15 protein-coding genes are annotated in these 13,655 nt (G+C 44.1%); 8 read left to right on the top strand and 7 right to left on the bottom strand.

Annotated features, from left to right (window positions below):
- A partial coding sequence (locus Q4B79_RS09110; RefSeq protein WP_303086107.1) for a hypothetical protein occupies positions 1–235 on the top strand: 235 nt, incomplete at its 5' end.
- Here the strand turns inward: Q4B79_RS09110 and fusA are convergent.
- From fusA to Q4B79_RS09130, 4 genes are all read right to left on the bottom strand, one after another.
- A complete protein-coding gene (fusA, locus tag Q4B79_RS09115) occupies positions 210–2,336 on the bottom strand; it encodes an elongation factor G (RefSeq protein ID WP_303086108.1) in 2,127 nt (708 codons plus the stop codon). The genes Q4B79_RS09110 and fusA overlap by 26 nt on opposite strands.
- A gap of 169 nt (positions 2,337–2,505) precedes the next feature.
- Positions 2,506–2,979, bottom strand: a complete 474-nt coding sequence (gene rpsG, locus Q4B79_RS09120; RefSeq protein ID WP_303086109.1) for a 30S ribosomal protein S7 — start codon at positions 2,977–2,979, stop codon at positions 2,506–2,508.
- A 145-nt stretch (positions 2,980–3,124) separates the two neighbouring features.
- The gene (rpsL, locus tag Q4B79_RS09125) at positions 3,125–3,499 is read right to left on the bottom strand and encodes a 30S ribosomal protein S12 (RefSeq protein ID WP_242748970.1); all 375 of its coding nucleotides are present in this window, start codon (positions 3,497–3,499) and stop codon (positions 3,125–3,127) included.
- 125 nt (positions 3,500–3,624) lie between these two features.
- Entirely contained in the window at positions 3,625–4,581 is a 957-nt protein-coding gene (locus tag Q4B79_RS09130) for a hypothetical protein (protein ID WP_303086110.1), read from the bottom strand.
- A 160-nt stretch (positions 4,582–4,741) separates the two neighbouring features.
- Here Q4B79_RS09130 and Q4B79_RS09135 point away from each other — a divergent pair, with 160 nt between their 5' ends.
- The 5 genes from Q4B79_RS09135 to Q4B79_RS09155 all read left to right on the top strand — a co-directional run bounded on the left by Q4B79_RS09135 (position 4,742) and on the right by Q4B79_RS09155 (position 8,633).
- Entirely contained in the window at positions 4,742–5,533 is a 792-nt protein-coding gene (locus Q4B79_RS09135; RefSeq protein ID WP_303086111.1) for an NYN domain-containing protein, read from the top strand.
- Positions 5,533–6,171 carry a nicotinate (nicotinamide) nucleotide adenylyltransferase gene (gene nadD, locus Q4B79_RS09140; RefSeq protein WP_303086112.1) on the top strand — a complete coding sequence of 213 codons (639 nt, stop codon included), beginning with the start codon at positions 5,533–5,535 and terminating at the stop codon, positions 6,169–6,171. The genes Q4B79_RS09135 and nadD overlap by 1 nt, the downstream gene beginning before the upstream one ends.
- A gap of 239 nt (positions 6,172–6,410) precedes the next feature.
- The gene (gene rsfS / locus Q4B79_RS09145; RefSeq protein WP_303086113.1) at positions 6,411–6,782 is read left to right on the top strand and encodes a ribosome silencing factor; all 372 of its coding nucleotides are present in this window, start codon (positions 6,411–6,413) and stop codon (positions 6,780–6,782) included.
- A 118-nt stretch (positions 6,783–6,900) separates the two neighbouring features.
- Positions 6,901–8,103 carry an ATP/GTP-binding protein gene (locus Q4B79_RS09150; protein ID WP_303086114.1) on the top strand — a complete coding sequence of 401 codons (1,203 nt, stop codon included), beginning with the start codon at positions 6,901–6,903 and terminating at the stop codon, positions 8,101–8,103.
- An 11-nt stretch (positions 8,104–8,114) separates the two neighbouring features.
- A complete protein-coding gene (locus Q4B79_RS09155; protein ID WP_303086115.1) occupies positions 8,115–8,633 on the top strand; it encodes an RloB domain-containing protein in 519 nt (172 codons plus the stop codon).
- On the opposite strand, the gene Q4B79_RS09160 is transcribed toward Q4B79_RS09155, so the two are convergent.
- The gene (locus tag Q4B79_RS09160) at positions 8,630–9,352 is read right to left on the bottom strand and encodes a CoA pyrophosphatase (protein WP_303086116.1); all 723 of its coding nucleotides are present in this window, start codon (positions 9,350–9,352) and stop codon (positions 8,630–8,632) included. The two genes, Q4B79_RS09155 and Q4B79_RS09160, sit on opposite strands and share 4 nt — an antisense overlap.
- A gap of 49 nt (positions 9,353–9,401) precedes the next feature.
- Here Q4B79_RS09160 and Q4B79_RS09165 point away from each other — a divergent pair, with 49 nt between their 5' ends.
- Positions 9,402–9,977, top strand: a complete 576-nt coding sequence (locus Q4B79_RS09165) for an NUDIX hydrolase (RefSeq protein ID WP_303086117.1) — start codon at positions 9,402–9,404, stop codon at positions 9,975–9,977.
- Between the two features lies 1 nt (position 9,978).
- Here Q4B79_RS09165 and rimI read toward each other — a convergent pair whose 3' ends face one another.
- Together rimI and Q4B79_RS09175 are read right to left on the bottom strand one after the other, a co-directional pair.
- On the bottom strand, positions 9,979–10,443 hold the full coding sequence (rimI, locus tag Q4B79_RS09170) for a ribosomal protein S18-alanine N-acetyltransferase (RefSeq protein WP_303086118.1): 465 nt from the start codon (positions 10,441–10,443) through the stop codon (positions 9,979–9,981).
- 62 nt (positions 10,444–10,505) lie between these two features.
- Positions 10,506–11,351, bottom strand: coding sequence for an ABC transporter substrate-binding protein (locus Q4B79_RS09175; protein ID WP_303086119.1), 846 nt, complete (start codon positions 11,349–11,351; stop codon positions 10,506–10,508).
- A gap of 316 nt (positions 11,352–11,667) precedes the next feature.
- Between Q4B79_RS09175 and rnr the strand changes: the two genes are divergently transcribed.
- On the top strand, positions 11,668–13,655 hold a 1,988-nt coding region (gene rnr / locus Q4B79_RS09180; RefSeq protein WP_303086120.1), incomplete at its 3' end, for a ribonuclease R.

Genomic DNA, 13,655 nt, shown 5'->3' on the forward strand with positions numbered 1-13,655 from the left:
CGATGGTACCAACGTTTACGTGTGGTTTGTTACGTTCAAATTTGGCTTTGGCCATAATTCATTTCCTTTAAAAATAACCTTAAACAATCAGATGTTAAAGTCAAAAGAGTTATCTGGATCATCCAATCATGTTGGATGCTTTGCCTTAGATGGCGACAACGAACGCATTTTTCAAGTTATTCATTGCCGCTTTACATCAAGCGAGCAAATTACTCATCATCATCTTTGGCGGTGAATTTCTTGATGATTTCGTCAGCAACGTTCTTCGGAGTTTCTTGATATTTAGCAAATTCCATAGAATAAGTTGCACGACCCTGAGACATAGAACGCATTTGAGTAGCGTAACCAAACATCTCAGCAAGTGGCACTTCGGCGGTAATTTCTTTGATGCCACCAAATAGGTCAACCATGCCTTGTACCGCACCACGACGACGGTTTAGGTCGCCCATGATGTCGCCCATGTAGTCTTCTGGGGTTTCAACAACCACTTTCATGATGGGCTCAAGCAGTACGGGAGAGGCTTGCATAAAGCCTTTTTTGAATGCCATCGAACCTGCCATCTTAAATGACAATTCATCAGAGTCAACATCGTGGTAAGAACCATCGTACAAAGTTGCTTTAACGTTGACAACTGGGTAACCCGCCAAAACACCACTCTTCATGCGTTCTTGGATACCTTTGTCAACCGCACCATGATATTCTTTTGGAACAACACCGCCCACGATTTCTTCAGCAAATTCGTATTCCACTTCGCTTGATGGGTCAAGTGGTTCTAGGCGTAGCCATACGTGACCAAACTTACCACGACCACCAGTTTGACGTACAAACTTACCTTCAACCTCAACAGTTGAACGAATGGTTTCACGGTAGGCAACCTGTGGCGCACCGATGTTGGCTTCTACGTTGAATTCACGCTTCATACGGTCAACGATGATGTCAAGGTGCAACTCACCCATACCAGAGATGATGGTTTGACCTGACTCTTCGTCAGTGCGAACACGGAATGATGGGTCTTCTTTCGCCAAGCGACCTAATGCAATAGACATCTTCTCTTGGTCAGCTTTGGTCTTAGGCTCAACTGCCAACGAGATAACCGGGTCTGGGAATTCCATGCGTTCAAGCGTAATCACATTTTCTTGGTCGCACAGAGTGTCACCAGTAGTAACATCTTTAAGACCCACAAATGCTACGATGTCGCCTGCACGAACTTCTTCAACTTCGTTTTGGCTGTTGGCATGCATCTCAACGATACGACCGATACGCTCACGCTTCATCTTAACAGGGTTGTACACGCTGTCGCCTTGTTTGGCAACACCAGAGTACACACGAACGAAAGTTAAGTTACCAACGTATTTGTCGTTCATGATTTTGAACGCCAAACCTGCAAATGGTGCGTCATCTGATGATTCACGGCTGGCTTCGGTACCATCTTTGTCGTCTAGCACACCTTTGATGGCTTCAACGTCAGTTGGTGCTGGCAAGTATTCGATAACCGCATCAAGCATACGTTGTACGCCTTTGTTTTTGAAGGCAGTACCGCACAACATAGGCTGAATTTCGCAAGCTAGGGTACGAGCACGCAGACCTGCAACGATGTCTTCACGAGACAAATCACCTTCTTCTAGGTATTTATCCATAAGCTCTTCTGAGGACTCGGCAGCGGCTTCTACCATGTTGTTACGCCATTCGTTGGCAGTATCAACAAGATCAGCAGGAATTTCGCCATATTCGAACTTCATGCCTTGTGATGGCTCGTCCCAAATGATAGCTTTCATTTCTAGTAGGTCGATAACACCTTCAAAGGTATCCTCAGCACCGATTGGCACAACCACAGGTACAGGATTACCGCCCAAACGAGCTTTTACTTGCTCAACCACGCGGAAGAAGTTTGCACCAGTGCGGTCCATTTTATTCACAAATGCCAAACGTGGCACTTTATATTTGTTTGCCTGACGCCATACGGTTTCAGATTGGGGTTGTACACCACCTACCGCACAGTAAACCATACAAGCACCGTCAAGAACACGCATAGAACGCTCAACTTCGATGGTGAAGTCAACGTGGCCGGGGGTGTCGATTAGGTTAATGCGGTGCTCTGGGAATTGCTCAGACATACCTGACCAAAAGCAAGTGGTTGCAGCAGAAGTAATGGTAATACCACGCTCTTGTTCTTGCTCCATCCAGTCCATGGTGGCTGCACCTTCGTGCACCTCACCAAGTTTGTGGCTCTTACCTGTGTAGAACAAAATACGCTCTGACGTGGTGGTTTTACCTGCGTCAATGTGAGCAGAGATACCGATGTTACGATATCTATTTAATGGGGTCTTACGTGCCATAATTTTTCCTAGAAAAATTGTGTTAATTGGGTGTTATTTTGTCTATCAACAGGATTAATGCCAAATTAATCATCACAAAATAACTTAATTTGCTCGGCTTGGGCTTAATATTGAGAAAATCTACCAACCCAAACCAAGCATGCTCTAATTTAGCAACTTCAAAGGCAAATTAGAAACGGAAGTGTGAGAACGCTTTGTTCGCGTCTGCCATACGGTGAACGTCATCACGTTTTTTGATGGCAGCACCTTTACCTTCGGCAGCGTCATTAAGCTCACCTGCTAGGCGTAGAGCCATTGATTTTTCAGAACGCTTGGCGGCAGCGTCAGCCAACCAACGCATGGCTAGGGCAGTACGACGGGAGGGACGTACTTCCATAGGTACTTGGTAAGTAGCACCACCAACACGGCGGGCTTTAACCTCTACGGTTGGGCGAACGCTTTCTAGTACTTCTTCAAAGAAAGCAACTGGGTCTTCTACTTTGCGTTTTTCAGCAACAGTCTCTAATGCACCGTAAACGATTTTTTCAGCGACTGATTTTTTGCCATCAACCATCACTTGGTTGATGAATTTGGCGATGGTTTGGCTGCCGAATTTTGGATCTGGTAGGATTTCACGAGCAGCTACAACGCGACGTCTTGGCATAATAATTCCTTATGTCTTCAGGGTAAATCTGGCATTTACTTTATAAATCAAGCACTTAGCCAGCCTTACTGCATGATTGGGATGTGGCATGGTTAGATTAACACACATTCTCACAAGCCATGCACAATTCATTAGTTTAATTGCATTACGCCTTAGGACGTTTTGCACCATATTTAGAGCGACCTTGTTTACGGTCTTTCACGCCCGCACAGTCAAGTGCACCACGCACGGTGTGATAACGCACACCTGGTAGGTCTTTTACACGACCACCACGGATAAGCACAACGCTGTGCTCTTGTAGGTTGTGGCCTTCACCACCGATGTAGCTAGATACTTCAAAACCAGAAGTCAAACGCACACGGCATACTTTACGCATGGCTGAGTTTGGTTTTTTAGGGGTGGTGGTATATACACGAGTACATACGCCACGACGTTGTGGGCAAGCCTTCAACGCAGGTACTTTTGATTTTTCCGTAATGGTTTTGCGACCTTTACGGATAAGTTGGTTTGTAGTTGCCATAGGCAATAATCTCCCGTTAATTAAAAACTCGTTTTTGGCGAAATTTTCATCAAATCCGCACAAAAAACGCACTTATCCCAAATGGGATTTGTTATTTTAACCAATTTAACACCAAAAATCAAGCCTTATATGGCTGATGATGTCTCATGCCGATAGTCAATACCAAGGGCGGTTTTGGGTTTAAACGTTGCCATCGCTGTGCCTATCACTTCATCTATCAGCCCTCGATTATAATGCACGCCCACAAAGACCGCTCCCAGCGATGTCCCCGCCTGCAACCAACGCAATTTTCTTGACCCAATGTCCAGATGATGTCTGGTAAGCATTTCATCCAAATGAAGTAATTTTAAGAATTTTTTAAAGTCGTTGAAGGCGACATTGGTTGAGCTTAATTTAAATAACTCGTCATTGAGATTGCCCTGTCTGGCATTTTTTAAAAGCGTGTTTGATAATGCCAATGCGGTTAGCAGTACTTGTTTTTCTTGGGTTTTGGTTAAATTTGCCCCCAAAAGCACGTCGTACGCCATCGACACCCCTTGCCTGCCTGTCAGCGGCACATCATAAACAAACGACAACTGATACACCGTGCGAAGCGACACCACAAGTAGCCATGCCGTATCCATAACCACGCCCTTTAATCCCAAGCCACCGAGCGTCCCTCCTAGTGTTGCCAACGCACGATTTTGACGAGCGATGGTTGTTGCTAATTGCTCCCTCTCCAACACACTTAAACTTTTGGGATTATCAGGCAAGGAGCTAACCGCCCACGCCTGCGCTAACTGAGCGATTTTTTGGTAAATACCATCAGCGATGGCAGGTAGTGTCTCATCATGCAGATATTTATCCGCCAAAGTGCGTATCGCATGAGTCTTTTTACCAAACATCGCCTCCAAAAACTGACCGCCCAAATCCAGCCCCTGTACACGAACATGCCCCATAGATGAGGTTTGGGTTAAATTTACACCGTCATAATGCTTGTCTTGACCAGATTCAAGATACGTGCCAATTTTGGTCAATAAATCATGAACACGTGGTGTATGTCGGCGTGCTTTTGGTGTTTGGGTGGTGCGAGAGTGCAACATGGGGATTTTCCTAATCTTTACCTGATGACATATCATAACAAAAATTCAAAAATTTACCACGTCAAAAAACGCACCAAATATCCAAAATTTATCAAATAGGGCTACATAAACGCCCATTTTTCCTTTATAATGAGGGCTATTTTATCCACCGAACACAGTCATGCCAACACCCATCGAAGCATCTTTGGCGGTATTAATTGACGCCGACAATGCGTCCACGACTCATCTTGAAGCACTGCTCAACGAGATTGCCACGCTTGGGCGGTCAAACGTCCGCCGTGCCTATGGCGACTGGACAAAGCCCCAGCTTGCCAGCTGGAAAAGCGTGCTATTATCCTACTCCATTCAGCCCATTCAGCAGTTTTCTTATACCAACGGCAAAAATGCCACCGATTCTAGCTTGATTATTGATGCGATGGATTTGCTTTATAAAGGGCGATTGGACGGCTTTTGTTTGGTATCCTCTGACAGCGATTTTACTCGCCTTGCCCAGCGTATCCGTGAGGAGGGCTTGATTGTTTATGGCTTTGGCAAAAAACACACCCCCAAAGCCTTCATGCAAGCCTGCGACCGCTTTACTTATCTTGAAGTCTTTGAGGAGCAGAAAAAGACCGCCAATGTTGATTTTTATGATTCGGCTGACATGCTCTTTTCGGACAACAACCAATTTAAACCTGTGGACGTGGCAATCGCCCTTGTCAAAAGTGCCATTGACAGCATGGCGGATGAACACGGCTGGGCAAACATCGCTCCTGTCAAAAATTACATTTTAAAAGTTGAGCCCGATTTTGACTCACGACTGTTCAACTACGACAAATTCAGCGATTTTTTAAAGGCGTACCCTCGCTATTTTGAACTTGCCGAACGCTATCCCAATGGCGATAATCACAAAGTCGTCTTTGTCCGTAACCGCCGAAATGACGTCCTAGCTGACAGCGAGCTGACCATCTGATGATAAGGGTGTTTTTTGGGGGTAGCTTTGACCCTGTACATGAGGGGCATTTGGACATCATGCGTCATATTTATCACGCTCTATCTGCCCAACATACCACCTTTGAGTTGTCGTTTTTACCCACCGCAGGCAACCCCTTTAAGGGCAATCCCACCGACCCCACACACCGCCTTGCCATGCTTGATGTGGCGTGTAAAATCTTAAAAAGTGAAAATATTTTCGCCCAAATTTGCCCCCTAGAAATCCACCAAACCCCACCTGTTTATACCATTGACACGGTTAAATTATTAAACAAACAACACCCTGATGACACGCTAATTTTTGTCATGGGGGGCGATAGTCTGTCAAGCCTACACCGCTGGAAAGCCTATGATGAATTGTTAAAGTTAGTACAAATCTGGGCGGTGGCTCGGGCGGATAATGACGTGCCGATAGATGAAAAGGTGTTGCCACACATCACGCATGATTTTGGTGGGTTTTTGGACGGTCAATTCCCCATTTTTTATGACCGCACGCCGATTGTCGCCATTTCATCAAGCCAAATCCGAACCTCTTTGGCAAATGATGAGCATCCGCCACATTTGCCCTTGTCCATTTTAAATTATATTAAAAATCATCAACTTTACAGGGCGTGTTGAACCTTTATAACATTATTTACAAGATTAGAAATAATTAAGTGAATTTTTATCATTTTTGCATTAAAAATGGCTAAATCTTGTTTTTCTGCGTCAAAACCCTTGTTGATATCTCAATATCAACTGCGGTCTTTTCCTTGAAAAACTTGCGATTTTTCTCATTTTTAATTGCAAATATAAAAATTCAACACACCCTAAAAATGTGGTATAATGGTAGATTAGTTTTAGAAATTTGACAAATCATGAGCAATCACAACCTCTCCCTAGACGACCAAATTACCCTTGTAACCACCGCTCTAGACGACCTAAAAGCCAAAGAAATCACCGTATTGACGGTAGAGCACCTGACCGAAGTTGCTGAACGCATGATCATCGCCAACGCCACCAGCAAACGCCATGTCAAAGCTTTGGCAGACAAACTGGGTGCAGCCGCCAAAGAAAAGGGGCTCATGCCACTTGGACGTGAGGGCGACAAGGACAGCGATTGGACGCTCGTGGATTTGGGGCGAATTGTCGTACACATCATGACTCCGCAAGCTCGTGAGTTTTATGACTTAGAAGGGCTATGGTCATCGCCTGAGACTTTGCAGACACTCGCCATGCAAAAGGCGTAATTTTCAATTGGGTTTACACTTATAGTAAGCCCATTTTTTTGTGCATTGACTTGTAATTTGCGAAAATTTATCATATATTATGGCAAAACCAACAAATTTTTGTGAAAAATGGCAAAATATGATTAAATATATCCGCTTTAATAATTTTTATTCCTACCTTGACGACACCGAAATCTCTTTTGAAGTCAGCAAACAAGCCACTTCGTCCGCCTACGATTTTAGTCTAGAAACCGCCCAAGATACCTATCGTTTAAATAAAGTAATGGCAGTTTTGGGGGCAAATGGTTCGGGCAAAACGCAGTTGTTGAAGCCTTTGGCTTTTATAGATTGGCTCTTAATTTTATCAGCCTCATTTGATGGACATAAAGGCAATCTTGTTGAACCATTTGCATTAAATCAATCCAACGAAACTTTATTTGAATTGGGTTTTTTTGCTGAAAACGAACAAGGAAAACTGGAAGAATATCGTTATGAACTTGCCTTACGCAAAGAAAAAATTATAGGAGAAGCTTTATATATCAAATCCAGCAGTCAATTTAGCTATATTTTTAAATGTAGCTATGATGAGGGCAAGATTAATTATAAACACAAAGGTTTTTTACATTCAAAAATTGCTAATAATATCCCAAAGCAAACCTCAATGATAAGTTATGCATATCATCAAGACAACCCAATCGCTCTACAAGTTGTTTATGCAATTTCGCGATTAACCACAAATATTACATCGGTCGGTAGGATAAATTTGTCCAATCATATATTTGCTGTTTCAGAGTTATTTTTGGAAAATCCTAATTTAAAAACCTTAGCTGAACAACTTTTAACAAAATTTGATACAGGCATCAAACGAATTGAAATCAAAACTGTTACACATTTTGATGAAAATAATCAAATGCAAGAAATTTTAATGCCGTTTGGTATTCATCAAATGGCAGACGGTACAGAATTTGAATTAAACTTTTTTCAAGAATCCAACGGTACGCAATCCGCTTATAATTTATTAGGCTTAATTTTACCTGTATTAAATGGTGGTGGTATTGCCGTCATTGACGAATTGGATAATGATTTACACCCATTATTATTACCCGAGATTTTAAATTTATTTCGTTCATCACATACCAATCCGCATAATGCCCAACTAATTTTTACTTGTCATACGCCAGAAGTATTTAATTTATTAAACAAACATCAAATTTATCTGGTAGAAAAAACAGACCAATTATCCGAAACGTGGCGACTTGATGAAATGGACGGCGTGCGTAATGATGATAATTTGTATGCCAAATATATGGCAGGGGCATTTTCGGCTGTGCCAAATCTATAAAGGAACATCACATGGCAAGCAATAAAATAGCCCCAAAAGTTCAAAAAACCACACTACTTGTCATGGGCGAGGGTGAATGCGAGAAGGCATTTTTGGAACATTTTAAAAGCCTTTACAATGAACGCAATTCGGGCAAGAAAATCAAAATTGACCACGCAGGGGGTGGCTCGCCCCACGATGTGATTAAATATACCAAAAAGACCACAAGCCATATCAGTTACGATGAAATTTACATTCTTATGGATAGTGATGTCAAGGTAAAAGATAAAGATTTAAACATTGCCAAAGATAACCACTTTACCATTTTGTATTCTACACCCCTTTGTTTAGAGGGTATGCTTTTGGAGGTGCTTGGTCAGCCCATACCAACCACCGCTCAAGCCTGTAAGGACAAATTACACCCCCAATTATCAAATAAACCCACCCAAAAAGAAAATTACTCACCCTTATTTGATAAACCCGTATTGGACAATAGCAATCACACTACCATTATCCAATTAAAGGAAATTTTTGGTAAAACTTACCCTTAACACACCCAATAATACCACCCCCACTTGACCCCAAACCCAATCTCCATAAAACTTGCCAAAATTCGCCCTGTCAGCCCCCAAATCACTTCATCATCATAAATCCAAGCAGGAGTATGTAGTTTGGCGGTGTGATTGGATAGCTGCCTATCAAAAATATGGTTGATGGGTTGATTTCGTAAAACCCCAAAGGGAAGCCAAAACAGCCGAGCAATCTCATCTTCGCTGGGTGTGAGTTTATCCACCACATCTGCCCCCACACTTGCCACCACAGGGCGGACAAGCAAGCCCTTTTTAGAAATCTGCATGGGCAAATACCCCAAAATCTGCGTATCCGCCCTATCTAGCCCCACCTCCTCATACGCTTCACGCAAGGCAACTTGTGCCGAACTTTTGTCTATATCATCTCGCTTGCCACCCACCAAAGACACCTCCCCTGCATGGCTACTTAGGCGAGATGACCGCCGTGTGAGCAGTAGGCGTGGGCGTGATTCATCAGTAATGACGATGAGTACGCACGCCTGTGGGGGTGGGTTGTCATTTAATAATTTTTGATAATGCTTTATCGCACTTTCACGCATAAGTCCTGTCAGTAGTTCGTTGTTGTCTGTATAGGGCACAATATCCACACCCCGATACTCCCCAAGTCGCCCTGCCAACTCATAAAAACGGTGGTCGGCGGGTAGGGTTATGGTGGTTTTGTCGGTAAAATCATTTGTCATTTTGGCATTTTTCCTTTAAACTTAATCAAACTCATTATAACACCAAATTATGACATACTGTTTACAATGCGGTCAGCCCGCCACCCACACCATACCACAGGGCGACAGTCGGGAGCGTCTTGTGTGTGGCTCGTGCGGTTATATCCATTACGAAAATCCCAAGATGGTCTGTGGCGTGCTTGCCGTCCATGACGGTCGCATTTTGCTGTGCAGGCGAGCCATTGAACCTCGCTATGGGTACTGGACATTGCCAGCAGGCTTTATGGAAAATGGCGAAACCATGATGGATGGGGCAAAGCGAGAAACGGTCGAAGAAGCCGAAGGCGTGGCGGAGAATCTGAAACTCTACGCCCTATTTGATTTGCCACAATGGGGGCAGATTCATGCGATGTATCTTGCCAATTTACAAGATGGTCAATTTGGCGTGGGGAGTGAGAGCCTAGAATGCGGTCTGTTTTATCCGCATGAGATTGACATGGAAAATCTGGCATTTGAGACAGTGCGTCAGACCATTGAGTATTATTTGGCGGATAAGGCACAATTGGAAAAAATAAGCAAAGAATATGGCAACGATTTTCATAACTACCCTCTGCATGAAATTTCTTTGGGCGACAAACAACAGTAATTCATAAATCCCTTTGCAAAATCAGTGCATCCACCGCCCCCCATTCGTCTTTGTAATAACCTTTTCGAACGTCTATCTGATAAAATCCATGCCGTTCGTACAGGCGTATCGCTGGGGCGTTATCGGCTCGCACTTCGAGTAAAATTCGCTCCGCCCCCTTTTCCTTGCACAGCTTTTCAAATTCATCAAGCAGTCCCTTGCCCACACCCTGTTTTTGAAAATCAGGGTCGGTGGCGATGCGTAAAATTTCCGCCACCTCAAAGACGATTTGATACATCAAGTAACCCATGCACTCATCATCGTCATCACAGGCGACAAGCACCCCCGCCCCAAACTGCCCCAAAACATCGCCCACTGACAAGCCGTCCCATGCATCATCAAACAGCTCACGTTCAATGCGAGCAATGGCATTGACATAACCGCTTTGTTCGGTCTGTTTAAAATCGTCAAAATTAGATAAAATCATCATGCCGCCATTTAATCAAATAAAAAGACAAGTCAAACTTGTCTTTTTTGGTTGGATTTGGGTTATTTACCGACAGGTTTGCCCATAAACTCCGCAGGGATTCGCATGGTAGAATTGTCTCCAAACCACTTAGCATAGATTTTATCATAAGTACCATCATCTTGGAGGTTTTTGAGACCTGTGTTGATTTTATTGAGTAGCTCAGTATTGCCTTTTTGCACCGCAAAACCAACACGAGTATCTTCTGTTTTATCATAAACGGTCAGCTCAATTTCCTTGCCTTCAATGGGGTTATTTTTATGAAAATGCTCCAATGAGCCTGCATCGCCCACCACATAATCCACCTCACCCATCGCAAATGCTTTATATGCTTCAAATAGGCTATTTGTCTCGGTAACTTGCACATTGGGAATATCTTGGAGTAACTTAGCACTAAATGACCCACCCTGTACCGCTACTTTTTTGCCTGATAAGCTTGCAAGACCAGTAACAGCATTGTCTTTGGTACTCATGATGACATTGGGAGCAAAAGCATAGGGCGTAGAAATCTCCGCACGAGCCAAACGCTCAAAGGTAATACCCAAACACGCCCCTAAAATCTGTGATTTACCCTCGTCTAAATTATCAAATAACTTGCTACGCTCTTCATGAATAAAATCAACAGCAAAACCTTGGTTTTGAGCGATGGCCTTTAAGATGTCCACATCAAAACCAATGATTTCGCCTTTATCATCACGATAATCAAAGGGAGGATAATGAGCTTCGGTAGCAACAACATAGCGCTCAACAGGAACAACCTCACTTGTCTGTGCATTATCCGGCGTTGTCTGCACAGAAGTGTCAGGTTTATCATTACCACAAGCTGCTAAGAACAAAGCACTTAGTAATAAAACACTTAACTTTTGCATATCAATCTCCCAAAATGGTCTAATCTACGATGACGAAAATTTAACAAAGTCATGACGGACCAGCCTAATCATAACATAACCTCCTAATACCAATGTTTGACCTAATGTCTGACCATCAGGTATTGGCATGATGATGCTTGTACTGATTATGACCTTGTCATCAACAACCATGTAGCCATAATACTAACATAATTTAGCATAACCAATCAATAGCATCAAATAATATCAAGCTTATCTTGTACAATTATTTGCTTTTTATATAAATTCCCATCTCCAAATATGATATGATAAACCAACCAACAAACAGAGTACGAACATGACAAAAAACCCCCTGTGGAACGACCCCAACGCCATAGATGAAGCGAACAAATACCAAAACCCCATTCCAAGCCGTCTTTTGATTTTACAAACTGTCGCCCAGATGAATAACGACAGCAAACCTGCCACGATGGAGAGTCTGGGGCTACATTTTGGGATTTTGGGTGATGAGGAGCGGTTTTTTGCCCTCACCAATCGCCTAAAAGCCATGCTAAGAGACAGTCAGCTTGAACGCACGGACGGCATTCATTTTAGCATTGCCCCCTTGCCGACCACCGTTACGGGCAAAGTGATTGCCAATCCTAAGGGCTTTGGCTTTGTGAATTTGTCTGACATGCCAGACCTATTTTTACACGAAAAACAAATGCGAGTGGTCTTTGACGGCGACACGGTGGAGGCGGTGGCAACTGAATTCAAAGGCAAGGCGGAGGCTCGTATTACCAGCGTGATTACCCGAGCCAGTAGCGAATTTGTGGGTGTGATTGACAGCGATGATGAGGGTTATTTTGTGCGTCTGTCAGGGGCAAATGCTCATCAGCCGATTACACTGACCGATGACGAAGTGGCGACACATGGTGTGAGCGTGGGCGATAGTGTCAAAGTCGCTATCATTGATATGCCTACTTATCAAGAATATGCCACCGGCAAAATCAGCGAAGTGCTAACCAATCTTAATGACCGTGAACTCATCATCGAGACCACACTGTTAAACCACGCCATACCGTCTGAATTTAGCAAAGCCACCTTAGAACAAGCCGACAGCTATGGCGAGCCAACCGAGACGGACTTTAAAGGGCGGGTGGATTTGCGAGATTTGCCACTCATTACCATTGATGGCGAGGACGCACGGGACTTTGACGATGCGGTGTATGCCTGCAAACGCTCTGGGGGTAACTACCGCGTGGTGGTCGCCATTGCCGATGTCAGCCACTATGTAACCCCCCAAAGTCCGCTTGATGTCGATGCTTATGAACGAGGCACGAGCATCTATTTTCCGCACCGTGTCGTCCCCATGCTCCCAGAGGTGCTGTCCAATGGACTTTGTTCACTAAACCCCAAAGTCGATAGACTGTGCATGGTAGCGGATATTAAGCTGTCAAAAGCAGGTAAGGTTACAGGCTATGAGTTTTATCCTGCGGTCATGCACTCACAAGCTCGCCTGACTTATAACCAAGTCAATGCCTATTTTGACGACCCGACTAATGAGACCTTGCCCGATGATTTGGTCAAAAATCCAGATGTGATGAAATCGGTGGACACGCTTTTTGCCCTCTACCAAGTCCTTGATAAAAAACGAGAGGAGCGAGGGGCGATGGCGTTTGAGACGGCAGAAAGCTACATCGTCTTTGGCGAAGATGGCGACATCAAAGACATCAAAAAACGCACACGAGGAGACGCCCACAAGCTCATCGAGGAGATGATGCTCCTTGCCAATACTTGTGGGGCAAATTTCGCCCTAAAACACGACTTGCCCGCTCTCTACCGCAACCACGATAAGCCCTCTGATGAAAAAAGCAGTAAACTTGCCGAATACCTTAAATCCTTTGGTTTGGCATTCCCCACCGAGTCGCCCACCCATGCCGATTATCAACGAGTCATCAAGGCGACAGAGGGACGAGCGGACACCGAGAGCATTCACTCAATGCTCCTGCGTTCGATGATGCAGGCTAATTATAGCCCTGACAACATCGGACATTTTGGCTTGGCGTATGATGAGTATAGCCATTTTACCAGTCCGATTCGCCGTTATCCTGACCTCATGCTCCACCGAGCCATTAAGGACAAGGTAACAAATAAAAAACCCAAACCTGCGATTTATAAAACCCTAGACGAGGCAGGCGAGCAAACCTCCACCACCGAACGCCGAGCCGAAGAGGCAAGCCGTCATGTGGAAACATGGCTAAAATGCCATTATATGCAAAGACATCTGGGCGATGACTTTGTGGGGACGATTACCACCGTAACGAACTTTGGACTATTTATCAC

The organism is Moraxella sp., from assembly GCF_030525845.1.
Lineage (GTDB): Bacteria > Pseudomonadota > Gammaproteobacteria > Pseudomonadales > Moraxellaceae > Moraxella.

What these genes read in the sequence shown, in the direction of transcription:
- Q4B79_RS09150 (WP_303086114.1), top strand. Translation starts at nt 6,901, where the DNA reads ATGATTAAATATATCCGCTTTAATAATTTTTATTCCTACCTTGACGAC.
- rsfS (WP_303086113.1), top strand. Translation starts at nt 6,411, where the DNA reads ATGAGCAATCACAACCTCTCCCTAGACGACCAAATTACCCTTGTAACC.
- fusA (WP_303086108.1), bottom strand. Translation starts at nt 2,336, where the DNA reads ATGGCACGTAAGACCCCATTAAATAGATATCGTAACATCGGTATCTCT.
- Q4B79_RS09175 (WP_303086119.1), bottom strand. Translation starts at nt 11,351, where the DNA reads ATGCAAAAGTTAAGTGTTTTATTACTAAGTGCTTTGTTCTTAGCAGCT.
- rimI (WP_303086118.1), bottom strand. Translation starts at nt 10,443, where the DNA reads ATGATTTTATCTAATTTTGACGATTTTAAACAGACCGAACAAAGCGGT.
- nadD (WP_303086112.1), top strand. Translation starts at nt 5,533, where the DNA reads ATGATAAGGGTGTTTTTTGGGGGTAGCTTTGACCCTGTACATGAGGGG.
- rpsL (WP_242748970.1), bottom strand. Translation starts at nt 3,499, where the DNA reads ATGGCAACTACAAACCAACTTATCCGTAAAGGTCGCAAAACCATTACG.
- Q4B79_RS09165 (WP_303086117.1), top strand. Translation starts at nt 9,402, where the DNA reads ATGACATACTGTTTACAATGCGGTCAGCCCGCCACCCACACCATACCA.
- Q4B79_RS09155 (WP_303086115.1), top strand. Translation starts at nt 8,115, where the DNA reads ATGGCAAGCAATAAAATAGCCCCAAAAGTTCAAAAAACCACACTACTT.
- Q4B79_RS09160 (WP_303086116.1), bottom strand. Translation starts at nt 9,352, where the DNA reads ATGACAAATGATTTTACCGACAAAACCACCATAACCCTACCCGCCGAC.
- rpsG (WP_303086109.1), bottom strand. Translation starts at nt 2,979, where the DNA reads ATGCCAAGACGTCGCGTTGTAGCTGCTCGTGAAATCCTACCAGATCCA.
- Q4B79_RS09135 (WP_303086111.1), top strand. Translation starts at nt 4,742, where the DNA reads ATGCCAACACCCATCGAAGCATCTTTGGCGGTATTAATTGACGCCGAC.
- Q4B79_RS09130 (WP_303086110.1), bottom strand. Translation starts at nt 4,581, where the DNA reads ATGTTGCACTCTCGCACCACCCAAACACCAAAAGCACGCCGACATACA.